This window comes from Butyrivibrio sp. MC2013, from assembly GCF_000424585.1.
Classification (GTDB): Bacteria; Bacillota; Clostridia; order Lachnospirales; family Lachnospiraceae; genus Butyrivibrio.
Map to the genome: position 1 here is coordinate 22283 of NZ_AUKE01000025.1, position 23260 is coordinate 45542.

The 23260-nt window shown below is 45.5% G+C and carries 18 protein-coding genes; 14 read left to right on the top strand and 4 right to left on the bottom strand.

Annotated elements, in window-relative coordinates:
• Window positions 1–189 precede the first annotated feature (189 nt).
• Window positions 190–645, bottom strand: a complete 456-nt coding sequence (locus tag G636_RS0112340) for a DUF5721 family protein (protein WP_026508303.1) — start codon at window positions 643–645, stop codon at window positions 190–192.
• Window positions 646–817: 172 nt separating this feature from the next.
• Between G636_RS0112340 and G636_RS0112345 the strand changes: the two genes are divergently transcribed.
• Window positions 818–1654, top strand: a complete 837-nt coding sequence (locus tag G636_RS0112345; protein WP_026508304.1) for a DegV family protein — start codon at window positions 818–820, stop codon at window positions 1652–1654.
• Between the two features lie 313 nt (window positions 1655–1967).
• Here the strand turns inward: G636_RS0112345 and G636_RS0112350 are convergent, their stop codons facing one another.
• Window positions 1968–2258, bottom strand: coding sequence for a DUF1294 domain-containing protein (locus tag G636_RS0112350; protein ID WP_026508305.1), 291 nt, complete (start codon window positions 2256–2258; stop codon window positions 1968–1970).
• Window positions 2259–2274: 16 nt separating this feature from the next.
• The gene (locus G636_RS18495; protein WP_051226985.1) at window positions 2275–3558 is read right to left on the bottom strand and encodes an argininosuccinate synthase; all 1284 of its coding nucleotides are present in this window, start codon (window positions 3556–3558) and stop codon (window positions 2275–2277) included.
• Between the two features lie 329 nt (window positions 3559–3887).
• On the opposite strand from G636_RS18495, the gene argC reads away from it, so the two are divergent.
• The 13 genes from argC to G636_RS19715 all read left to right on the top strand — a co-directional run bounded on the left by argC (window position 3888) and on the right by G636_RS19715 (window position 18604).
• Entirely contained in the window at window positions 3888–4940 is a 1053-nt protein-coding gene (gene argC / locus G636_RS0112360) for an N-acetyl-gamma-glutamyl-phosphate reductase (protein ID WP_026508306.1), read from the top strand.
• Window positions 4941–5030: 90 nt separating this feature from the next.
• On the top strand, window positions 5031–5474 hold the full coding sequence (locus G636_RS0112365; protein ID WP_026508307.1) for a GNAT family N-acetyltransferase: 444 nt from the start codon (window positions 5031–5033) through the stop codon (window positions 5472–5474).
• Between the two features lie 28 nt (window positions 5475–5502).
• Window positions 5503–6726 carry a bifunctional ornithine acetyltransferase/N-acetylglutamate synthase gene (gene argJ / locus G636_RS0112370; protein ID WP_035779653.1) on the top strand — a complete coding sequence of 408 codons (1224 nt, stop codon included), beginning with the start codon at window positions 5503–5505 and terminating at the stop codon, window positions 6724–6726.
• Window positions 6727–6803: 77 nt separating this feature from the next.
• Window positions 6804–7682, top strand: a complete 879-nt coding sequence (gene argB / locus G636_RS0112375) for an acetylglutamate kinase (protein WP_026508309.1) — start codon at window positions 6804–6806, stop codon at window positions 7680–7682.
• A 16-nt stretch (window positions 7683–7698) separates the two neighbouring features.
• The gene (locus G636_RS0112380) at window positions 7699–8895 is read left to right on the top strand and encodes an aspartate aminotransferase family protein (protein ID WP_026508310.1); all 1197 of its coding nucleotides are present in this window, start codon (window positions 7699–7701) and stop codon (window positions 8893–8895) included.
• 47 nt (window positions 8896–8942) lie between these two features.
• The gene (locus tag G636_RS0112385) at window positions 8943–10415 is read left to right on the top strand and encodes a sugar ABC transporter substrate-binding protein (RefSeq protein WP_026508311.1); all 1473 of its coding nucleotides are present in this window, start codon (window positions 8943–8945) and stop codon (window positions 10413–10415) included.
• Window positions 10416–10492: 77 nt separating this feature from the next.
• Entirely contained in the window at window positions 10493–11275 is a 783-nt protein-coding gene (locus G636_RS19710; RefSeq protein ID WP_051226987.1) for a helix-hairpin-helix domain-containing protein, read from the top strand.
• A 30-nt stretch (window positions 11276–11305) separates the two neighbouring features.
• Entirely contained in the window at window positions 11306–11986 is a 681-nt protein-coding gene (locus tag G636_RS0112395) for a response regulator transcription factor (RefSeq protein ID WP_026508312.1), read from the top strand.
• Window positions 11987–12000: 14 nt separating this feature from the next.
• Window positions 12001–13494 (top strand): sensor histidine kinase, encoded by a 1494-nt coding sequence (locus G636_RS0112400; RefSeq protein ID WP_026508313.1) that lies wholly within the window; start codon window positions 12001–12003, stop codon window positions 13492–13494.
• Between the two features lie 11 nt (window positions 13495–13505).
• On the top strand, window positions 13506–14462 hold the full coding sequence (locus tag G636_RS0112405; RefSeq protein WP_081668443.1) for a GerMN domain-containing protein: 957 nt from the start codon (window positions 13506–13508) through the stop codon (window positions 14460–14462).
• 117 nt (window positions 14463–14579) lie between these two features.
• Window positions 14580–16709, top strand: coding sequence for a DNA internalization-related competence protein ComEC/Rec2 (locus G636_RS0112410; RefSeq protein ID WP_026508315.1), 2130 nt, complete (start codon window positions 14580–14582; stop codon window positions 16707–16709).
• A 126-nt stretch (window positions 16710–16835) separates the two neighbouring features.
• Window positions 16836–17867 carry a DNA polymerase III subunit delta gene (gene holA / locus G636_RS0112420; RefSeq protein WP_051226992.1) on the top strand — a complete coding sequence of 344 codons (1032 nt, stop codon included), beginning with the start codon at window positions 16836–16838 and terminating at the stop codon, window positions 17865–17867.
• A gap of 2 nt (window positions 17868–17869) precedes the next feature.
• Entirely contained in the window at window positions 17870–18604 is a 735-nt protein-coding gene (locus G636_RS19715; RefSeq protein ID WP_051226994.1) for a DUF1653 domain-containing protein, read from the top strand.
• A 141-nt stretch (window positions 18605–18745) separates the two neighbouring features.
• Here the strand turns inward: G636_RS19715 and G636_RS19720 are convergent, their stop codons facing one another.
• Window positions 18746–22777, bottom strand: coding sequence for a lectin like domain-containing protein (locus G636_RS19720; protein WP_026508317.1), 4032 nt, complete (start codon window positions 22775–22777; stop codon window positions 18746–18748).
• Window positions 22778–23260 lie beyond the last annotated feature (483 nt).

Genomic DNA, 23260 nt, shown 5'->3' on the forward strand with positions numbered 1-23260 from the left:
CACATTAAATGCGTATTATGCATGCGAACATCTGATAATGTATAAAATAATCAAGATAACCCACCACCTTTAGGTGGTGGGAATATCTTGATTACGGGTGCGGGGTTATAAGCCCCGTACCCGTAGAACTGCGTCAGCAGTGATTTTATAACGAGCAAAAAGCGAAGCGTTTGCGAGTTTAACATTATCTCACAGCTCTTCAAAATCTATGAATGCTGCATCAAGGAAGGCCTTGATAGTGGTATCCCAGGTTTTCTCAAGAGACTTGTCCAGTGTAAAACTATTAAGAGCAGTGCCGCTTGTCAATGTCACCTTACCTTCATAAAAGCGCGCTGATAAGGTCAGGGTACAGTCTGACGGACTGATATTGTTCTCTGATAGTTCAATGGCTTTCGCGGTCATGGAGCTGTCTGCCAGAAGGACGAACTTTAGTTCCAGCGGGGTATGTCTGCCCTTTATCAGATCAAAGCAGTTGTCCCTTACCTGCAGCCAGGGGATATATGAGCTCTCGGGGATCGCAGAAGCTTCATCCTCATAAAAAGCCTTGTTGACTGATCCGTCTATCTCAATATCATTGGCGCATCTTAGCAGGGCTTTTCTGAGGAGAAAAGAAGAAAAGGTATCCTCTCTCAAAAGACAGTTCATAAATTGTTTGGTGTTTTTTATCATTATACTGATCATAGAAAATATAATAGCATAGTTGATTTTAAAGCAAAAGCTTTAGTATTAGCGATTGCTGTGTATAAGCCCTTTACGCGCAGTTTGTTAAATGTTATGATGTAGTAATCAAAACTATGTATATTGGAAGAGGAGTGTTATGAGTTACAAGATAGTAATGGACAGCTGCTGCGATATGCCCCCGGAATATCATAAGGATCCCAGGTTTGAGTTTGTTCCACTGGCTCTTGAAGTTGGAGATTATCACATTATAGATGATGAAACCTTTGATCAGGCCGAGTTTCTCAGACATGTGGCTGAGAGCGAGGAGTGCCCCAGATCTGCCTGCCCGTCTCCTGACAGATTCATGCGTGCATATGAGACAGATGCAGACAGGGTATATTGTGTGACTCTTACATCCCGTCTCAGCGGCAGCTACAACAGTGCGCTGCTGGCAGTAGACCTCTATCACGAAGAGCACGGGGACAAGGATATATTCGTAGTGGATTCCAGATCCTCCTGCAGCGGTGAAGCTCAGATGGTCTTCAAGATCATGGACCTGGAGGAGCAGGGACTTCCTTTTGATGAGATATGCAAAGAGATGGAGAAGTTCCGCGATAATATGCTTACATATTTTGTTCTGGATAATCTGGAGACTCTCAGGAAGAATGGCCGACTGACCGGTATGAAGGCTCTGGTAGCTACAACACTTAATATCAAACCTATCTGCGCAGGCGAAGAAGGCGTGATCGTGCAGAAGGGTCAGGGCATAGGAATACGCAAGGCTCTGCTTCGTATGACTGATCTCTTTATCAAAGAGCTCAAGGACTCTGAAGAAAAGAGGCTGATCATAGCTCATTGCAACTGCTATGAAAGAGCTATGTTGGTAAGAGACCTGATAGAAGCCAAGGCTCATTTCAAGGAGACTATTGTGGTTGATACCGCAGGCTGCGGCTCTATGTATTGCAATGATGGGGGGATTGTGGTTACGGCATAGAAGTGCATCCATGCACTTCTGAACATGCCGTGATACATCCGTGTATATACCGCATAGAAGTGCATCCATGCACTTCTGAGCATGCGGTGATACATCCGTGTATATACCGCATAGAGGTGCATCCCAAATAATAATTACAAAGAGGAGTACATGACTATATATTTCAAATGAGGGGCCTCACGGCCCGCCGGCACTTGCGGGCATGAAATGGCCGCATAGTACCGCTGCGAGGACGTGTGGAGCGAGAGCGTCCCCGAAATGAAAATATAGTCATGTACTCCTCACTTTTTATACTCAGCTCACTGCCGTGTCATCAGAGGAAGGTAAAGTCGGCATACCACACCGCGAAGACTCCCAGTCCTATCTGGATCAGGAGTATAAGCGGCATTCCCACTACAAAATACCAGTGCCTGGTCTTGTGACGGAAGATATACATTCCCATGATGCTGCCTATACTGCCACCTGCCAGGGCGACAAGAAAGAGTGTGGCTTCAGGGATCCTGAAGGATTTGGTCCTGGCTTTTTTCTTGTCGGAGCCCATGAGTATGAGCCCCAGTAAGTTAATCACGCCCAGGTAGGTTAGCAATATGGTCAGTGAATTCAAAGCTGTATGTCCTTTCTTATCTTGAAGAAGGTTTGTTGCCTGCTGTCTTTACATTACTCTTTGTCTGCTTCTTCTTTTTCTCGTCGATCTCAGCCAGCTTCAGAGCCCTTACCTTCAGAGAGAGGCCAAAGAGGTTGATGAATCCGGAAGCGTCCTTGTGATCGTACATGTCACCTGTGGTGAAGGAAGCGATACTCTCATTATACAGTGAATAAGGAGAAGTGGTACCGGCTTTTATGATATTGCCCTTATAAAGTTTGAAATGTACTTCACCTGTTACATACTGCTGAGTGGATTCGATAAATGCTGATATAGCCTCACGAAGAGGTGTAAACCACTTGCCCTCGTATACCAGAGAAGCCAGCTTGGAGCCCATCTCATTCTTGAGAGCATAAGTATCCCTGTCAAGGATCAACTCTTCCAGCTGCTGGTGAGCCTCATAGAGGATGGTACCACCGGGAGTCTCGTATACACCACGGCTCTTCATACCTACAACCCTGTTCTCTACTATATCAATGATACCAATACCGTTCTTGGCACCCAGTTCGTTTAAGGTGCGGATGATATCAGATACTTTCATCTTCTTGCCGTTTACAGTCTTGGGCACGCCCTTTTCAAAGGTCATGGTCACCTCTGTAGTCTTGTCGGGAGCATCCTGGGGAGTCACACCCAGTACCAGCATATGCTTGTAGTTGGGTTCTTTGGAAGGATCCTCCAGCTCCAGACCCTCGTGGGAGAGGTGCCAGATGTTACGGTCACGGCTATAGCTGTTGGAGTGGGAGAAGGGCAGGTTGATACCATGGGATTTGCAATATGCCTCTTCGTCCTCACGTGAGAGAAGTGTCCAGTTGGGATCCCTCCAGGGTGCAATGATCCTGATTTCGGGAGCCAGAGCCTTGATAGCCAGCTCGAAACGGATCTGGTCGTTACCCTTACCTGTAGCTCCGTGGCAGATAGCAGTAGCGCCTTCCTTCTTGGCTATGTCTACCAGGCGCTTTGCAATGGCGGGACGCGCCATGGATGTGCCCAGGAGATACTTGTTCTCATATACTGCATGAGCCTGTACGCAGGGTACTACGTAATTATCACAGAAATCATCGGTGATATCTTCTATATATAACTTGGCTGCTCCGCTGGCCTTGGCTCTTTCTTCCAGACCATCCAGCTCGTTGCCCTGTCCGCAGTCTGCACATACACATACAACATCATAATCGTAGGTTTCCTTCAGCCAGGGGATGATTGCTGTAGTATCAAGTCCGCCTGAATAAGCCAGAACAACCTTTTCCTTTTTATTATTCATATCTGTAAACCTCCTTGATGAATTATCATCTTGCGTATCCGAAATCTAGATTTGAATATACACCTGTATTTTTTAAAATGCAATAGGAAAATGTATAAATATTTGCCATTATTTTATAAAAATGCATATTTATAAAAATAATACTTGCATAATCCAAATAATAGACTTATACTTATGCAAAATCACATTTATATGTAATGGGTAAGATCCGCATCAAATTTATATAGCATTCTTCATTTGATCTGTGGATCATTGATTATCTTTTTATCTATAGTATGATTATACTGATTTAAAGTAAATACAGCGAAAGATTCGCCGCGGAGGTTTTTATGATCAAAGTTGGAATAATAGGTGCTACCGGTTATGCCGGAGCAGAGATAGTCAGAATACTGATGGGACACCCTCAGGCAGAGATAGTATGGTACGGATCCAGATCTTTTGCCGGAGATAAATATGAGTCTATATATAGGAACATGTTCAAGATAGTGGATGCAAAGTGCATGGATGAAGATATGGACAAACTATCCGGTGAGGCAGATGTGATCTTCACAGCTACTCCTCAGGGCCTTTGTGCATCCCTTGTAAATGAGGAAATATTATCAAAGGTCAAGATCATAGATCTGTCAGCGGACTTTAGATTAAAGGATGTAGCTGTTTATGAAGAATGGTACAAGCTGGAGCACAAGGCACCTTCCTATATAGAGGAAGCTGTATACGGACTGTGCGAGATCAATAGAAAGGATATAGCAGGTGCCAGGATCGTAGCTAATCCGGGCTGCTATACCACCTGCTCCATACTGACAGCATATCCCCTGGTCAAAGAGGGACTCATAGACGTTGACAGCCTGATCATAGATGCCATGAGCGGTGTATCAGGAGCCGGAAGAGGAGCCAAGGTGGCCAACCTCTACTGCGAAGTAAATGAGAGCGCAAAGCCTTACGGAGTTGCAAATCACAGGCACACTCCGGAAATTGAAGAGCAGCTTGGATATGCTGCAGGCAGAAAGCTCCTGCTTAATTTCACACCTCACCTGGTGCCCATGAACAGAGGTATCCTGGTGACAGAATATGCAAAGCTGACCAGTAAGGACGGAGTGCTTCCTACATACGAAGAAATAGCTGCTGTTTATGAGAAGTATTATAAGGATGAGCATTTCATAAGGCTCCTTAACAAGGGAGAGTATCCTGAGACCAGATGGGTGGAGACTTCCAACTATGTAGATATAGGCTTTGAGATTGATAGGAGAACAGGCAGGATCATCATGATGGGAGCCCTGGACAATCTGGTCAAGGGCGCAGCAGGGCAGGCTGTACAGAACATGAATATCCTCTTTGGTCTTCCTGAGAATACAGGCCTTGACCTTGTGCCTGCTTTCCCCTGATAAATAAAAAGACCTGCAGAGAGACTGTCAGGTCCTGGATAATAGGGCTATGCCATTTGGGCAAATAATAATTGGAAATCTGGTGGACAAATGATAAGGGTAATGACTATAGATGATTATGAAGGAGTATACAAGCTCTGGATGTCCATTAAGGGCTTTGGCATCAGGAGCATAGATGACTCCAGGGCAGGGATAGAGAAATTCCTAAGGAGAAATCCAAATACATGCTGCGTATGCGAAGAGGATGGAGAGATAGTGGGAGCAATCCTCTGCGGCCATGATGGGAGGAGGGCATGCTTTTACCACGTATGCGTACGTGCCGATCATAGAAGAAGACATATCGGACAGCACATGGTGGACTTTTGCCTGGACAGGCTCAGAGAGGAAGAGATCTGCAAGGTTGCCCTTAATGCTTTTGTGACAAATGAAGGAGGCAATGCTTTCTGGCAGAAGATGGGCTGGGTGCTTAGAAGCGATATGAATTATTACGATCATCCTATCAATGAAGATAATCTGACAGTGTTCAATATTTAAGGTAGGCTTGGAGGTGCTGATCATGAGTATGGAGATAATAAAGGGCGGAGTTACCGCTCCTAAAGGTTTTAAGGCGGCAAGCTGCGCGGCTGGCATCAAGTATCAGGGAAGGACTGATATGGCTATGCTGGTCAGCGATGTACCTTGTAAGGCTGCAGCAACATTTACTTCCAATAAGGTCAAAGCTGCATGCGTTATGTGGGACAAATATATCGTGGATGCAGGCAGGGACCTGCAGGCTGTAGTCATCAATTCCGGCATAGCCAATGCCTGTACCGGAGAAGAGGGCTACAAGGCATGCAGAGTGACAGCTGAGGCTGTGGAAAAGAATCTGTCTATAGCCAGTGACAGCGTAGCTGTGGCTTCCACAGGCGTCATTGGTATGCAGCTGCCTCTTGATAAGCTATCTGCAGGTGTTGATGCTATGTCAGGGACTCTTGACTCCTCAATAGAAGCAGGCACTGCAGCATCCAAAGCTATCATGACTACAGATACAGTAAACAAGGAGCTGGCTGTGACCTTTAGCGTAGGCGGAAAAAAGGCTACTCTGGGTGGCATGAGCAAGGGCTCAGGCATGATCCATCCCAATATGTGCACCATGCTGGCCTTCCTTACAACTGATGTGGATATAGACAGGGAGCTTATGCAGGAAGCTCTCAGGGAAGTGGTAAATGATACCTTTAATATGATCACGGTGGATGGCGATACATCAACCAATGATACTCTGATACTTATGGCAAGCGGCCTTGCAGGAAATGACTGCATTAGGGACAAGGACGAGGATTACGAGAGCTTTGTAAGTGCTCTCAGATTCCTCTGCAGAGAGCTGGCTATGAAGATGGCAGGAGACGGCGAAGGCGCTACCAAGCTCTTCGAAGCCAGGATAGAAGGAGCAAGGACCAAAGAGGATGCCAGAAAGATGGCAAGAGCTATAGTGGGCTCCAATCTTTCCAAGGCTGCTATTTATGGCTGCGATGCCAACTTTGGCAGATTCCTCTGCGCTATGGGCTATTCGGGAGCAGACTTTAATCAGAATGATGTTGTTATGTACTTTGAGAGCGCAGCCGGCAGGATAGATGTTTTTGATAAAGGCTGTCCCCTTGCCTTTGATGAAGATAAGGCAGTAGAGGTGTTAAAGCAAAAGAAGGTGACTGTGGTTGCCATGATGAATGAAGGAACAGAGAGCGCTGAGGCCTGGGGCTGCGATCTGACCTATGATTATGTGAAGATCAATGCTGATTACAGGAGCTGACAGTAGGCGGCTCTCGTGACCTTTTGATAAGAGCGTGACTGATCGGTCACGATGCTATATATGGAGGAGATAAGGTAATGGATAAAGATATGCAGGATGTGATGAGGAAGGCAGAGGTGCTTGTAGAGGCTCTTCCTTATATCCAGAAGTTCAATAAGAAGATAATCGTAGTAAAATACGGCGGATCTGCCATGAGCAACAGCGATCTGCAAAGGAGTGTCATACAGGATGTGACACTGCTCAAGCTGGTAGGCTTTAAGCCTATCATCGTGCACGGCGGCGGCAAGGCTATCAGCAGCTGGGTATCCAAGGTGGGCAAGGAGGCCAGCTTCATCAATGGCCTTAGGGTCACCGACAGTGAGACTATGGAGATAGCAGAGATGGTGCTGGGCCGTGTGGGCAAGGAGCTGGTGACCATGGTCCAGGAGCTGGGAGTCAAGGCTATCAGTATCAGCGGCAAGGATTCAGGCATGCTCCATGTGCAAAAGAAGTATTCAGATGGTCAGGATATAGGCTTTGTGGGTGATATCGACAGAGTGGATCCTTCTGTGCTTAATGACCTTATGGACAATGATTATCTGCCCATAGTAGCTCCCATTGGACTTGATGATGATTTTAATACCTATAATATCAACGCAGATGATGCTGCCTGCGCTATTGCCAAGGCTGTAGGAGCAGAGAAGCTTGCTTTCCTTACAGATATTGAAGGTGTATACAGGGATATCAATGACAAGTCTTCATTTATCAGCCGCATGACCTGCAGCGAAGCAGAAGCGCTGATAGATTCCGGCCTTATCGGAGGCGGCATGCTTCCTAAGCTTGGCAACTGCGTAAAGGCTGTTAAGGACGGAGTCAGAAAGGTCCATATCCTGGATGGCAGGATCGCTCATTGTCTGTTATTGGAGATCTTTACCAACAGAGGTATCGGAACTGTATTTGAAGCAGATGAGGATTAAGGGAGGTTTTATAGATATGGAAGACAAGATGCAGGTGCTGATAGATGGTGCTGAACGCGACCTTCTCCACACATACAATCGTTACCAGATAGTGCTTGATAAGGGTGAGGGAGTATCTCTCTATGATATAAACGGCAAGAGATATCTGGATTTTGCTTCCGGAATAGGAGTATTTGCTCTGGGCTATGGGGTAAAAGAGTATAATGATGCCCTTAAGGCTCAGATAGACAAGCTGATCCACACCTCCAATCTCTTTTACAATCTTCCTGCCATAGATGCAGCCAGGAAGCTTAAAAGGGCCAGCGGCATGGACAGGGTATTTTTTACCAATTCAGGCGCTGAAGCTGTGGAAGGTGCTCTCAAGGCAGCCAGGAAATATGCATTTCTGGGGGATGGAAGAACAGATCATGAGATCATAGCCATGGAACATTCATTTCATGGCAGGACCTTCGGCGCTCTGTCTGTAACAGGCAAAGCAGCATACAGGGAACCTTTCGAGCCCATGATAGGCCATGTGAAGTTTGCACAGCTCAATGACCTGGACTCTGTAATGGCACAGCTTAGTGATAAGACCTGCGCTATCATCCTGGAGACTGTACAGGGCGAAGGCGGTATATATCCCGTTGAGGAAGGTTTTATCAAGGCTATCAGACAGCTCTGTGATGAAAGGGATATACTCCTGATCCTGGATGAGATCCAGTGCGGTATGGGCAGGAGCGGATATATGTACGCCTGGCAGAAGTACGGTGTAAAGCCTGATATCATGACATCTGCCAAGGCTCTGGGCTGCGGAGTGCCTGTAGGAGCCTTTATGATGACAGAGAAGGTGGCCTCTTCTTCACTTGTTGCAGGAGACCATGGTACTACCTATGGCGGCAACCCTTTGGCCTGTGCTGCAGTATCCAAGGTACTTGATTTATTTGAGTCAGAACATATAATAGACAATGTGAAACTTGTCGCTCCTTATCTGGAGGAGAAGCTTGACACTCTGGCGGCAAAGCATGACTGTGTCAAAGGCAGAAGAGGTTTGGGCCTTATGCAGGGACTGGTCCTTGACAGACCCGCAGCACCTGTAATCAAGGCTGCTCTTGACAGAGGCTTGATCCTTATAAGTGCCGGCAGTGATATTATCAGATTTGTTCCTCCCCTTGTTATCAGCAAGGATGATGTTGATGAGATGATCTCTATTTTGGATGAATCATTATCTCTTTGATGGGGCGGACTTTGATCTGTAGATAAACCATTGGAGAGTTGTATTATATGAGAATCGGCAATCGTATTAGGGCTATACTGTCTCTTGTCCTGATCCTGGCAGTAATGATGTTGTATGCGGACAGGGTATCTTATGATAAAGAAGCTACAGGCGCAAAGTTCTGGGAAGGAGAAAAGACAGTAGTCAAGCTCTGGTACGATGATGATGCTCTGACTCCATATCTTCTTCATGAGGCTCTTAAATATAATTCATCACACAGGCGTGTGAGGATGGTACCTACTCTGGTAGCTGCAGACGGTTATCTTGAAGCGATCTCTGCTGCCTCTGCCCAGGGCGAGGACTATCCTGATCTCTTTGTGCTTACCAACGATGCGCTGGAAAAGGCGTATCTGGCAGGCCTTGCCATATCTGTTCCCGATCATAACAGTATAGTCTTTTTCAGATATCCCACTGCAGCGCTTAATTCAGTTATCTATAAGGGTGATATCATAGCTTATCCCTGGTATTTTGAGACCAGTGCCCTTCTCTATAACAAGACCTATCTTAAGGATGCAGCCAGAGACAGCGTGGAAAATGAGAAGCTCCTGGCTGACATAGAAGCAAACGGTGAAGGCCCCTCCCAGGGAGAAGAGGAAAATGTTGAAGCGGCTTCTGTGGAAGTCACTGATGAAGAGGTGAATGCGAAGCTTGAAGAGATGCTTCCCACTTCCATATCCGATATCATCAAATTTGCTGAGAATTATAATGCTCCTGAGACTGTGGAATCTGTATTTAAATGGGACGTTTCGGATATTTTCTATAACTATTTTATGCTGGGCAATTATCTGAACCTGGGCGGCAGTGCAGGAGACGATCCCGGACAGTGCGATATATATAACAAAGATACAATTGCATGTATGATGCTCTATCAGCAGCTGGGCCAGTTCTTTGCTATAGACTCTGCAGAGTCTGATTATGCTGATACACTTCAGGATTTCCTGGACGGCAAGACTGTATTTACCCTGGCTACCACAGACTGCATGGCTGCCATCAAGGCTGCCAGACAGGAAGGTAATGCTGAGTTTGAGATAGGTGTTATCCCTGTTCCTGCCATCAATGATGACTATCAGACCAGGACTATGTCTGTGACCAGATGTATTGCTATTAATGGCTATAGCGAAAACATTGATGAAGCGGGTGCTGTAGCCAAGTGGCTCACATGTCTCACAGATGATGATTTCTATCAGATGACGGACAAGGTATCTGCCAATAAGAGAGTTGAATTCCAGGATGCCAGGAGGAGCAGCTTCCTTGAAGCCTATGAGACATCAGTCCCTATGCCCAAGATGATAGGTACTTCCAGCTTCTGGATGCAGATGGAGATCGCACTTGAGAAGATATGGAACGGTGCAGATCCCGGAGAAGTATTAAAGGGCGTAGATGAGGTGGTTGAATACCAGCTGAGGGGCAAAGAAGTGACTTTAGACCCCATAGTTTTTAATGAAAAAGTGTCGCTCTTGGGGGATGTGGAAGACAACTAAGGGTTAGCTACTTGAAAGCTTTTGCTTTTTAGCATAGAATAGATTTTGCATGGCGGGACCCTCCACATGGAGGTTACATGCAAAATATTAAAAGATCATTTAAGCTAATTCACCGTAGAAAGATAATAATAGCATCTCTGTTCATTATCCTCACCATAACTGCAACTGCTTGCAGACTTAAGGATGAGGGACTGCAGATAGAAGAAACCAGCGAGGCTTTTTCTGGCACAGATAACAGGTGCGACCCAGATGAGAGCAGCGCCTCAATGCAGGTTTCAGAGACAGATTCTGCTGCCGGAGATCCTGATAAAGTAGGGGAAGCGGACAATCCCGTGGTTCAGGAAGGAATGGCAGAGGCTGATATAGCAGTCTTTATATGCGGAGAAGTTGTTGATGCAGGTGTATATACCCTGCCCGGTGATAGTAGGGTGGCGGATGCTATTGAGACAGCAGGCGGCTTTACCGAGACAGCTGACAGGGAGTATCTCAATCTGGCGCTTCCTCTTACTGATGGCATGAAGATAGATGTTCCAAGCCTAGAGGAGACTTCAGGATCAGCATCAGGTGCAAACACTGCCGTTGGAGGCAGGGAGCAGTCATCATCTGAAGCTGCCTATGGTATATCTACTGCGGGGGATGTGCAGTCTGAATCTGACAGCTCTTTAGCTGGGACTGTTAATATCAATACAGCATCTGAAGCTGAGCTCATGACTCTTCCCGGGATAGGACAGGCCAAGGCGGCGACCATTATAGCCTTCAGGCAGGAGCATGGCAGCTTTGATAAGATAGATGATATCATGAAGGTCTCCGGTATCGGAGAGAAGATGTTTGACAAGATCAGGAACCGTATAGTGGTCTGACGATATTATATTAAGAGATGAGGTAGGACAATGGCTCGAAGGGCTCTTGTAGTCGATGACGAAAAGGTAATAGTAAAGGGACTGAGATATTCTCTGGAACAAGAAGGCATGGAAGTAGAATGTGCCTATGATGGAGAGACTGCTCTGGAAATGGCCAAAAACAGCAAGTATGATATTATTCTCCTGGATGTAATGCTTCCTCAGCTGTCTGGCTTTGAGGTATGTCAGGCTATCAGAGAGTTTTCAAATGTGCCTATTATCATGCTGACTGCCAAGGGCGATGATATGGATAAGATACTGGGCCTGGAATATGGCGCAGATGATTATATCACCAAGCCTTTTAATATCCTGGAGGTCAAGGCCAGGATCAAGGCTATCATCAGAAGGACCGGTGCCAAGGAAGCGCCTGTGGGTGAAGTTACCTACGGAGATCTCAAGCTTAACGAGGAATACCGCAGAGTATTCGTGCATGGTAAGGAGATCAACCTCACCAGCCGTGAGTTTGAAGTGCTGGAGCTCCTTGCTTCAACACCCGGCAAGATCTATTCAAGAGAAGACCTTCTTACTGCTATCTGGGGCAATGATTATCCCGGAGATGTCAGGACTGTTGATGTACACGTAAGAAGACTTCGTGAGAAACTCGAATCTAATCCCAGTGAACCCAGATATGTTCGCACCAAATGGGGCTCAGGCTACTATTTTCAGGCCTGATATAGGCGGGAAATATGGATTTTCATAACGGATTTTCAGGCGTTTTTCATAAATACAGCTTATCTTTTTTTCTCAGGTCCCTTAGGACCAGACTTTTTCTGCTGGTATTCCTTACAGGAGTAGCAGCGTGTCTTGTGGTACATTTCGTTATTCTGGAGAACTATGAAGCCAGAGCTATCAGTCTGCGTACATCAGAGGTACAGACCCAGACCAGGATCCTGGCAGATCACCTTATCACCTATGGATATCTCCAGGATACTTCCAATGAGATAGTCAATGCAGAGCTGACACTCCTGGCCAATCTATATGACGGAAGAGTCATGATCATCAATGATAATCTGAATATCATCAGAGATACCTATGGCATCAGTGAGAAGAGGACCATCATATCCGAAGAAGTAGTGAAATGCCTTAGAAAAGGCAATGACGGCACTACCTCTGTATATGATGCCAATAACGGCTATATCGAGATCACAACTCCCATTATCAAGAACGCTTCGTCCGGAGGCGATGACAGCGGGGAAAACAAGGTCCAGGGCGTCATACTCATATCTGTATCAACTGAGTATATCAGTACTACTCTCAGCATTCTGGGAAGTAAGGCCAGGACCATAGAGCTGATCATTATCATAGTGCTCTTTGCTTTCTCTATCATCATGGCCAGCGTGCTCCTTAGACCTTTTGACAGGATCACCAGTGCTATCAATGAGCTAAAGGCCGGCTACAGTGATGAAGAGATATCTGTGCCTGATTATATTGAGACTCAGCATATTGTGACAGCTTTTAATCAGCTTAGGGCCAGGATGAAAGCTCTGGATGATTCTAGACAGGAATTCGTGTCCAATGTGTCCCATGAGCTCAAGACTCCTATTACATCCATGAAGGTGCTGGCAGATACTCTTATGGCTCAGCCGGATTCACCTATTGAGATGTATCAGGATTTTATGCAGGATATCAGTAGTGAGGTAGATAGAGAAGCACAGATCATAGATGACCTCCTGGCTCTTGTCAAGATGGATAAGACAGCTACAGAGCTCAAGCTCTCCAATGTTGATATCAATGAGATGACAGAGAATATCCTCAGGCGCCTTCGTCCCATAGCCAGAAAGAACAATATAGAGCTTACCTTTGATTCCAGAAGGTCAGTGACTGCACAGATAGATGAAGTCAAGCTCTCCCTGGCTATTATGAACCTGGTGGAGAATGCTATCAAATACAACAGGGATCAGGGTTGGGTCAAGGTGATCCTGGATGCGGATCATCAGAACTTTATACTCACCATATCTGATTCCGGTATAGGAATACCTGAGGATTCTATTGAACTGATCTTTAACCGCTTCTACAGAGTGGACAAATCCAGATCCAGAGAGATAGGCGGTACGGGCCTTGGCTTGTCCATCACCAGAAGCGTGATACTGATGCACAGAGGTACTATAGATGTAGCAAGTACCCTGGGCGAAGGAACTACATTTACTGTTAAGGTACCACTGAGCTACGTTAAGGGATAATTCGGAGCGATATGACTGATAGATTTGGAAGAGGCAGAAATAGAATAATGTCCTTTGTTCTGGCTGCGGCGCTCATGTGTCTGACTGCTTGCGGGCCTCTTTTTGATACCCATGAGACTGCAGAGGAAATCAGTGGATTTAAGATTTACTATGTCAATTCTGCTGAGACTGCGCTGGGAGAAGAACCTTACCTTTTGACTTCGGATAAGGCAGATCCTGTTGCTGTCATAGATGAGCTGATACTGATGCTCAGCACTACACCTGATAATCCCAGCCTTTTGGCTCCCATAACAGGCAAGATGAATCTGAAGGGCTATAATCTCTCCGACAGGATATTGACCATGGATTATGCAGAGAGCTATAGCTCAATTGACGATATCACAGAGATCCTGGACAGGGCAGCTGTAGTCAGGACCCTCTCCCAGGTGGACGGAGTGGATTATGTGGCATTTACCATAGAGGGTAAGCCTCTTATGAAGCCTGAGAATATAGCAGTGGGTAATATGACTGCAGATACCTTTATCTACAATGCAGGCAATGAGATCAATACCTATGAGAAGGTGACATTGACCCTTTACTTTGCCAATGAGGCAGGAGACGGACTGGTTACAGTATACAGGACCGTTGTATATAACAGTAATATATCCATGGAGAGGCTTTCAGTGGAACAGCTGATCAAGGGCCCCAATATGGAGACTGTATATCCCACCATCAATCCTGCTACAGGTATAGATTCAGTCAGCGTCAGAGATGGCATCTGCTATGTGGACCTGAGCAGTGAGTTCCTGACAGAGACCTATGAAGTGTCAGCAGAAACTGCTATATATTCTCTGGTCAACTCCCTTGTGGATTACCCGGAGGTTAACAAAGTCCAGATATCTATTGACGGTAAGACCGATGTGAAATTTATGGATAGCATCGATCTGTCCAAGCCTCTTGAGAGAAATCTTGAGATCATCAAAAACTAGAATTTATAAGGAAAATAATTTATGTTCAAACGACCGCTGTGCCTCCTTGCGGGGCTGATCGCAGCGGCTGTCTGTGTTTGTCTGTATCTGTTCCCACATGAATATGAAGGGCCGCTTATGGAGAAGGGCTCTGTAATTACCACGGAAGGATATGTGAGCAAAGTTGAATACAGGGATACTGCTTACGGGACGGGAATAGCCGTTATCCGTATAGCTGCCGGCACTAATGCTGACCTTGGCGCAGAAGTGTATCTGCAGGAGGGCAGCAAAGTACCTGATATTGGAGAATATATCAGTGTCAGGGGAAGCTATGCCCCTTTTGCAGCAGCTACTAATCCCGGAGAATTTGACAGCCGCAGTTACTATGAGATATTGAAAACTGAATACAGGATATATGACGGACAGATCACGGGCTCAAGGGGAGGACGGGACATTGTCAGGCAGTATCTGGCACGGCTAAGGCTCAGGTCATCAAAGGCTCTTGATAGAAGCCTTGATAAGGAAGATGCATCAGTCATGAAGGCTATGCTCCTGGCTGACAGAGCCTCTATGGATGCTGAGATAAAGGATCTCTATCAGGATATGGGTATCATACATATCCTGAGTATATCAGGACTGCATATATCTATACTGGGTATGGGGCTCTACAGGCTCCTCAAAAGGATATACATCCCCGGCAGTGCCGCCAGGCTCATGGCACTGACGCTTACTCTGTCCTATTGCATGATGTGCGGTATGGGAGCAGGGGCAGTCAGGGCTCTTATCATGTTCATCCTGGCTCTTATGGCAGAGATATTGGAAAGGACCTATGACATGCTCACAGCTATATCCCTGGCAGCTATACTCCTTATCATCAGTCAGCCTATGTATATATACCATAGCGGCTTCCTATTGAGCTTTGGTGCAGTACTGGGGATAGCCCTTATACTACCTCTTATACCTGAGCTTCCTGACACTTATCCTCTGTTTATCAAAAGGAGCATGGATACCATAAGGGCAGGCATGGCCATCCTGTTGATGACCCTTCCTGTGCAGATGAATTATTACTATACTTATCCCATATATTCTATCCTTCTCAATATCCTGGTATTGCCCTTTGTGGCCATCCTGCTCATACTGGGGATATCCATTATCCTCATGGACTTTGTACTGGAGGGCTTTGGCGGCTTTGCGGGGATAGGGGCAACTATGATCCTTGGCTATTACAAGGAGCTGTGTCTACTTTTCAGGAAGCTTCCGGGATCTACAGCATATCTTGGCAGGGCTGATATCCGGCAGATAGTCATATATTATGTGCTGCTGGCTGTATTTATCATAGTCCGCCGTCATATATTGACCACAGAGCCTGCAAGGAGCCGGAAGAAAAGGCCAGTGCAGCTATATGGACCCTGGGCATTGCCTCTTTTGGCAGTGATTATCCTATCTATAAGGCTCAGGCCTGATTTCAGGCTCACCTTTCTGGATGTGGGACAGGGCAGCGGCATAGTAGTGGAGGCAGGAGGAGATACTATCCTGGTAGACCAGGGCTCCAGCTCCAGGGATGGAATTGGCGGCTATGTGACAGAGCCCTATCTGAAGTACAGAGGGATAGGCTATGTGGATGCGGCAATCGTCACCCATGAAGATGCAGACCATTACTCAGGGATACTGGAGCTGCTGCAGGGTATGGAGAGAGGCGGTATCAGGATAGGGAGACTGGTGCTCCCTGACTGTGCACAGTCCTCAAGGACAGAGGATTACAGAGAATTGGAAGCTACAGCAGGGAGAGCGGGAGTGGCAATAAGCTATATCAAAAGAGGGGATCACTTTACCATTGGAAGATCCTCATCTCCTGTAGATATCAACTGTCTGGGACCGGTAAAAGGCATGATATCTGATGAGGCTAATGCTCATTCTGTGATATTACACTTGAGCTATAAGAATCAAAGCTGCATGCTGACAGGCGATGTTGAGAAGGAAGGTCTGGAGGAACTTAAGGACTATCTAAGGACAGAAGGACAGGCCTATGGAGATGTGGATATCCTGCAGGCGCCTCACCATGGCTCGCGCTATAGCAGTGACGAAGAGCTACTGGATATATTAAGCCCTGATGTTACAGTGATCTCTGCAGGCAGGAACAATTCCTATGGTCATCCTCATAAGGAGACTCTGGAGATGCTCAGCAGCGTAGGGAGCAGCTATTATATCACCTATGAAATGGGAGCTGTGACTATAGATGGGGACGGAGAGATAGCTTTTGGGCGATAAGATTATATTTTTTGAATCATGTATCTGCCAGGCGGGATTGTGGCAGGGGATGCAAAAGTGCTATAATAGCACAGTAATGACTGCCCCATGGGGGATGTCGGAAATGAAATATGTGGGGGAGTTCTGATGCCGGCTGTCAAAGCTTCGGAGTACAATTCCAAATACAAACAGATAGTGAGTCAGATAGGAAGCGGCGCTTTTGTCCATGCATATCTGGTATACGGAGATGAAGCCTATCTTCGCTGCCAGGTCAGGGACAAGTTAAAGGATGCCCTCCTTGGCGGCGGTGACCTTATGAATTATCTTAGGGTCAATGGCAAGGACAGGGATGTGGCAGAGATAATTGATTTTGCTGAGACCATGCCATTTTTTGCAGATAGGAGAGTGGTAGTAGTAGAGGACTCGGGCTTTTTCAAGGACGGCTCACCGGAACTGTCGGAATACCTCAAGGCTCCTTCGGAGACAGCATATTTTGTTTTTGTAGAGAGCAAGGTAGATAAGAGGAAGGATATCTTCAAGACTCTGTCTAAATCAGGATTTACCATAGAATGTACCACACCTTCGGAATCGGACCTGCGTATGTGGATAGCAGGCAGACTTCGCAAGGAGGGGATCAAGATAACTGCAGCTGATGCAGACCACTTCATTGAGACTGTGGGCACAGACATGTTTAATGAGGCAAATGAGCTGGAGAAGCTCATATCCTATGTTCATGGCAGAGACGTGGTCACCAGGGAAGATATAGATGAAGTATGTGCAGGCTGGCTTACCAGTCAGATATTCGCCATGACAGATGCAGTGGCAGACGGTGATCAAAAGAAGGCTGTAAATCTCTACTATGACCTCCTGGCACTAAAGGAGCCTTCGGCCAAGATACAGGCCTTGATATTCAGGCAGTTTAACATGATATTGCAGGTGAGCGAGCTTAAGGCTCAGCATTATAGCTCCGACCAGATCGCATCCATGCTGGGATCCTCCAGGTGGATCATAGATAAATATATTAAATGGTCGGGGAGATACAGCATACCCCAGCTGCGCTCATATCTTAGAATGTGCGTTGAAAATGATGAGGCGATCAGAAGTGGCAGACTTAGCGATATTATAAGTGTCGAGATGATACTGATCAAGTGTTCTCAGCAGGCGTCGAAAGGAGCATGATAATGGACAGACCTATTCCCATGAGTTTATACAGACATTTTAAAGGAAAGCTCTATCAGGTGCTGACTATAGCAAGGCACTCAGAGACCGGACAGGAGCTGGTCATATATCAGGCTTTATACGGTGACTATGAAGTCTATGCCAGACCTCTTGATATGTTCATGAGCAAGGTGGATAAGGACAAATACCCTGATGCAGACCAGGAATACAGGTTTATGCCTGTGGACAGAACAGAGCTTGCAGCAAATAGGCAAGTTCAGGCCGCAGAGACCCGGGCTGCAAAAGACAGTAATAACGGCAAAGATGCCAGGAGCCAGGGGCTTAGAGAATTCTTTGCCCGTCCTCAAAGAGAAGAAAATGAAGTATCTAAGGCATCACAGATCATCAGACCTCAGAAGAGAGATGATATTAAGAGCAGGGACGGCGCCATAAAGGAGGAAAGATCCTCTGCAAATGACAATATGCCCAATCCCGATTATATGCATAGATCACAGCAGCAGGAAGCCAGTGAGTTTGGCCTGGATCCCAAGGTGCTGGAGTTTATGGACAGTGATTCTGCCAAGGAGAGGATAGGTATCCTGGAATCCCTTCGCCCTATAGTGACCGATGATATGATAGATGTTCTGGGAGTGGCAGCAGGCTTTGAGATCAGGCCCGGAGATGTCTACGACAGAATGGCAGAGCTTAGAAGGTGCCTTGAGACAGTGGCCAGATTTGAGTCTGACAGGCTCAGGTGATGATATGAGAGCCTGGCATCTGATAGGGCAGTCATTTCTAGTGAAAGCATGAATTATTTAATGAGAAAAAATAGCAGTGAAAAATGATCACTCATCATTTCACTGCTATTTTTATAGTGTTTTTTTGGAATCAGTCTGGTCTTATTTTATCAGATAGCTTTTGTTTGTAAGTTCAGAACCGGCATAACAGCCTTTGCCTGTAATGGTAACATTTACGTATCCTTTGGCAGGAACAGTACCGTTTTCCATGCCTTCGTAGCTATAAGAGACTGTATAATCCTTACCAGCTGTCAGAGTCTTGCCATTGATATCCTTGATCTTTGGAGCTGATTTCCAGCCGCTTTTACTGCGGGTATATTTTTTGTCTTTTATTGTAACAGTGCATTTTGTCAGATCCCCTGCTGCTATGGTCTCTGTCCTAAGCTCGGAGATACCCTTGTAATTGCCCAGACCTATCAGCTTATAGGAGAGGGTACCGGGCTTAAGGTTAGACTTTTTGAGGACTGTGAACTTGTAATCAGTGCCATACTTTAAGCTATGTCCGGCTTCGCTGACAATCATATTGTTCTTAAGATTTACACCACCCTTTACGTAAGTGAGCTCAGTCTGAGAGCCTTTAAGTGTCACTTCAAGCTCTCCGTTGTAGGGGGTGATCTTGTAGGTCTTTGTGACCTTGCCTGAGTATCTTCCAAGGCCTTTATAGGTGACTTTGATAGTACCGACTTTGTTAAGCTTTCCTTTATAGGAAACGGTATAGTGGACGCCTTCAGTTAGCTTTTCACCTGTTTCCTTATAAGTTAGGGTGACATCCTGCTGCTTAAAGTCGTCGTTATCTGCCAGGTATTTCTTACTGTACATTATACTGCTGACAAAGCTACCAAAGTTAATACTGCTGCTATTTATCTTTCTGTCAGCATAGGATGTGATCTTGACCTTCTTAGTGCCATAGTAGCCGTTATTGTTTCCATCTTCATTTACTTCTACTACTGCATATCCTGTTCCGACTTTTTGAGGAAGTTCACTTATCTTTAGATATTCGGAAGGGATAACTGATTTTCCGATCTTGGCAACAACTTCCAGATTATTCGCATCCAGGCCATCTTTATAGTAGATCTTTCCACCATTTTTAGCCTTAATGCTTATGCTTGCGGTGGACAGGTTTTGGGGCTTCTTAACATTTACTGTAACCGTTACGTAGGTGGTGAGAGTCTCCTTGGTGAGCTTTATCTTACAGCTACCCGCTGATATACCGGTGACATTACCCTGAGAATCCACAGTAGCTATAGACTCATTTTGGCTTTCGTAACTGATGCCACTGCCCATGCCTGAAGGGTAGGAGTATGCTGCTATACTTTCTGACTCGCCTTTAAAAATGCTGATGCTACGCCTACTTGTTTTGATGGCGCTATCTGTGAATTTCCACTTTGCATAAAGGGTAAAAGAGGAATTAACAGGGGTGTTAAAGTTGTATTGTTTGGTGAGTTCTTTGTCAGTATACCAACCGCTGATCTTGTAGCCCGGCCTTGCAGGTGCAGGACTTGTGGCTTTGCTTCCATTTTTTACGGTTTGTTTTAGAATGTTTCCGTCATAGCCATAATCAAAGGTTACAGTGTAGTTAACAGTCCTATCTTCAAAATCAGCCCTGATAACTACACCACGTTTCATATCATCAATGGTGTAGTAGATGTAATAGGTGACTGTATCTGTTTTACTTTTACCTACGTAATAGTTGTCAGTATAGCTGTAGCTACTCTTTCCTGCAACCGCATCTACCGAGTAGATTGAAATGTTTTCTCTGTAGACTTCATAACTGTCAACATTGTCAAAGGCCTGCCAGTTTAAAGTTACAGCGTTGTTTTCATCTATCTTGTAATTGTAACTGTCTTCTCCGGGGAAGACTGAGAAGGAAGTAGTTCTGCTTATTCCGTCCAGGGTCACAGTTACCTTATGTTCACCGGGTTTACGAAAAGTCACATAGGTGTTTAGTGGTTCTGAAGGTATCTCCTGAAAGCATACAGCTGATTCATCTTCGGCAGTCCATACAGCTTTGGAATCAGTGCTGTAGTCAGAAGGATTCGGATAGCAATAGATCCTGTTATAGCTGTTTCCGGTTTCTGCACTATAGAAGTTAGTTGCAAGACCCAGGCTTAGAAGCTTTTTGACAACAGTTACCTCAAAAGAAGCAGTAACGCTACTATTGTATTTACTCGTTGCAGTAATTCTTGCGCTTCCTTCACTTATACCTTCCACAACTCCATCTATTACTGTAGCGATGCTTTCGTTGCTGCTGGTCCAGATCAGGTCCTTTTTGGTGGTCGTAGCAGGGAGAAATGAAGTCTTTACCTTAGTTCTTTCTCCTTTTCCGATGCTGAGTTTGCCTGCTGATGTCAGGTTTGTAAAAGATACGCTCTCGGGCAGAAAATCCGTCTCATTTCCTGCATTGTCTGTATAAGCTTTGATTCTGATGTTGGCAGAGTTTTTGGCTGAAAAATCTTCCCAGCTTGCGTTGTTACTCATGAAGCTTTTATTATAGATAAAACTCTGGCCTTCGCTTGCGGATACCGTGGTGCGGATGATGCCGGAATCTGATCTGATCGTCAGACCGGTCTCAACGCCTATATATGTAGGCTCATTATCCTTGGTGAGTGATACTACAACAGAGAAGCTCTCACCTGAAGCTACGAACACGGATTCATCCAGATCGATGGTGTGTTTGCCAGCATAAGAGGTACGTCCCATAGTTGTACCTGCGTGCTCACCGCTTTCGGGATTACTGCTGTCAGTCAGTCCTGTATATATATCTATTGTGTAATCAACATTTGAATCTCCGGTGTAAAAGGATGCAGCTCTTATCCATTCGCCCTTGGATGCGCCTGCAGCATGTGCTGTAAACACGTTAGCAGCCTTGATGGCAGATGTTGAATAAGTGCTCAGACCGCCATCATATTGATAATTGTTGTCATAATCATCCGATGATACAAACTCTGCGGCAATGGCGGGGCCTGAAAGACTTGCCTCGTAATAAGACATCCAGAAATAGCCTGCATAGCCATAGTTATCTTCAGGATCATTTCCATCACCTGTTTCCCAGCTGTTTCTGATGAGAAAAGCACCGTCTCCTGGAGCCTCAGTTGCAAAGTTCTTTTTAGAGAAATTATCATCCCATCCCACTATGTCAACAGCATGATTGGATCCGTTGTCATTAGGATTATAATATGCATTGGTTGCATCGTTATAGGCTGCACCGTTTGTAACTGCGCTCATACTGCTGTAGGCATAAAAAGCTATTGAGGCTGCGCCAAACTCTTTTACCAACTTCTTTATATTCTCGTGTTTATTGGCTGTTATCTTGTTAGTGTCAGATTCTATAGGCTCTTCATAATAATTGCGAAGATGTACTGTATCATCGAAGGCCAGATCGGTGTCCAGTCCGGATGACTGAACGAGGGAGGCCTGTTTTGAGTACTGGGCAGTATTTTCACTGGCATAGCCTGTCCAGCTGTCCAAAAGGTTAAGGCCCCAGATTACATTTCCTCCAATGTTAAGTGGTTGAGGGGTAGTAGAGCTGTCGCCCGTTGTGCCTCCAAGGGGATCCGTTACCTGATTGTATACGAAGTAGGAGAGATGAAGCTCTGACAGATCAGGGTCATTTATCACCCCGGTCAGACGGAGATTACTCTCTGCAAGTCCTGTAGTGGCAAAAGCCCAGCAAGTCCCATAGGGGTTCTGATCCCTGAGAGGAGGGAGATTGGGAGTGATATATTTGCTGGGCAGATATACAGACTGCACTGAGAAGAGATCTTTGGCAGCACCGTCGGATACGCTTTGAACTTCTATATCAGAAGGATCTTCTATATATCCTGTTACCGGGAATACGATATCCTCTGATGGGTTCACTACTGTAACAGCGTTATCTACAGTATCATCTGTTGTAGATGATTCTATAGAATTATTGCTGACGCTGAAGGTATCTGCTCTTCCTGTGTTTGTAGTATCTTCTTCTTTGGTATAAGCTGCATTTTCTCTATTCTCTTCAACGTCGGAGAGATAGCTGTCCTCTTCAAAGACACTGACTGATGATGAAGCTGCTGCCATAGCAGTCTCTGTCATTGAAAGTGGAGTGATTCCGGCAAAGATTGAACCTGCAACTAATAGTGCGATGAAACGTTTCATTACGACCTCCATGTCGGTAGTGCATATATCCTTTGTATTTCAGCGATCTGACCGACAAAAATCATTGTTATAAAAATATCAAATAATCATAAGCCAATAGGTATTATACAATAAAAATTGAAAATATGATAGTATATATGATTATTTTTTTCGGAATTTTGTAAGATGTATTTTTGCACAAGAGAAAATTGTGTGATGTTTGAACATCTGAACGGTTAAATAGAATGATCTACACTATGAATGATATACGAATTGCTTCGCAGCAAAGCTGCTCTCGCAATTCTACAATCATTCGGAAATCGCTTCCTGCAAAGCAGAAAGCTTTCTTCCTCATGATTGTTAGGGTCATGAGACAACAAAAAACCACATGCAAGCATGTGGTTAAATAGTGTTAGCACCCTCTCTGAATGACTTTTAGTTGATACCTTTGATTGTCGCTGGATTGATTGATATACTGTCAATCAGTCTGTAGAAAGGAAGATT

Coding starts and splice junctions, on each gene's coding strand:
- G636_RS0112405 (WP_081668443.1), top strand. CDS start 13,506: ATGACTGATAGATTTGGAAGAGGCAGAAATAGAATAATGTCCTTTGTT.
- G636_RS0112345 (WP_026508304.1), top strand. CDS start 818: ATGAGTTACAAGATAGTAATGGACAGCTGCTGCGATATGCCCCCGGAA.
- argC (WP_026508306.1), top strand. CDS start 3,888: ATGATCAAAGTTGGAATAATAGGTGCTACCGGTTATGCCGGAGCAGAG.
- G636_RS19710 (WP_051226987.1), top strand. CDS start 10,493: ATGCAAAATATTAAAAGATCATTTAAGCTAATTCACCGTAGAAAGATA.
- G636_RS0112365 (WP_026508307.1), top strand. CDS start 5,031: ATGATAAGGGTAATGACTATAGATGATTATGAAGGAGTATACAAGCTC.
- G636_RS0112340 (WP_026508303.1), bottom strand. CDS start 645: ATGAACTGTCTTTTGAGAGAGGATACCTTTTCTTCTTTTCTCCTCAGA.
- argB (WP_026508309.1), top strand. CDS start 6,804: ATGGATAAAGATATGCAGGATGTGATGAGGAAGGCAGAGGTGCTTGTA.
- G636_RS0112410 (WP_026508315.1), top strand. CDS start 14,580: ATGGAGAAGGGCTCTGTAATTACCACGGAAGGATATGTGAGCAAAGTT.
- G636_RS0112400 (WP_026508313.1), top strand. CDS start 12,001: ATGGATTTTCATAACGGATTTTCAGGCGTTTTTCATAAATACAGCTTA.
- G636_RS0112380 (WP_026508310.1), top strand. CDS start 7,699: ATGGAAGACAAGATGCAGGTGCTGATAGATGGTGCTGAACGCGACCTT.
- argJ (WP_035779653.1), top strand. CDS start 5,503: ATGGAGATAATAAAGGGCGGAGTTACCGCTCCTAAAGGTTTTAAGGCG.
- G636_RS0112385 (WP_026508311.1), top strand. CDS start 8,943: ATGAGAATCGGCAATCGTATTAGGGCTATACTGTCTCTTGTCCTGATC.
- G636_RS18495 (WP_051226985.1), bottom strand. CDS start 3,558: ATGAATAATAAAAAGGAAAAGGTTGTTCTGGCTTATTCAGGCGGACTT.
- G636_RS0112395 (WP_026508312.1), top strand. CDS start 11,306: ATGGCTCGAAGGGCTCTTGTAGTCGATGACGAAAAGGTAATAGTAAAG.
- G636_RS19715 (WP_051226994.1), top strand. CDS start 17,870: ATGGACAGACCTATTCCCATGAGTTTATACAGACATTTTAAAGGAAAG.
- holA (WP_051226992.1), top strand. CDS start 16,836: ATGCCGGCTGTCAAAGCTTCGGAGTACAATTCCAAATACAAACAGATA.
- G636_RS19720 (WP_026508317.1), bottom strand. CDS start 22,777: ATGAAACGTTTCATCGCACTATTAGTTGCAGGTTCAATCTTTGCCGGA.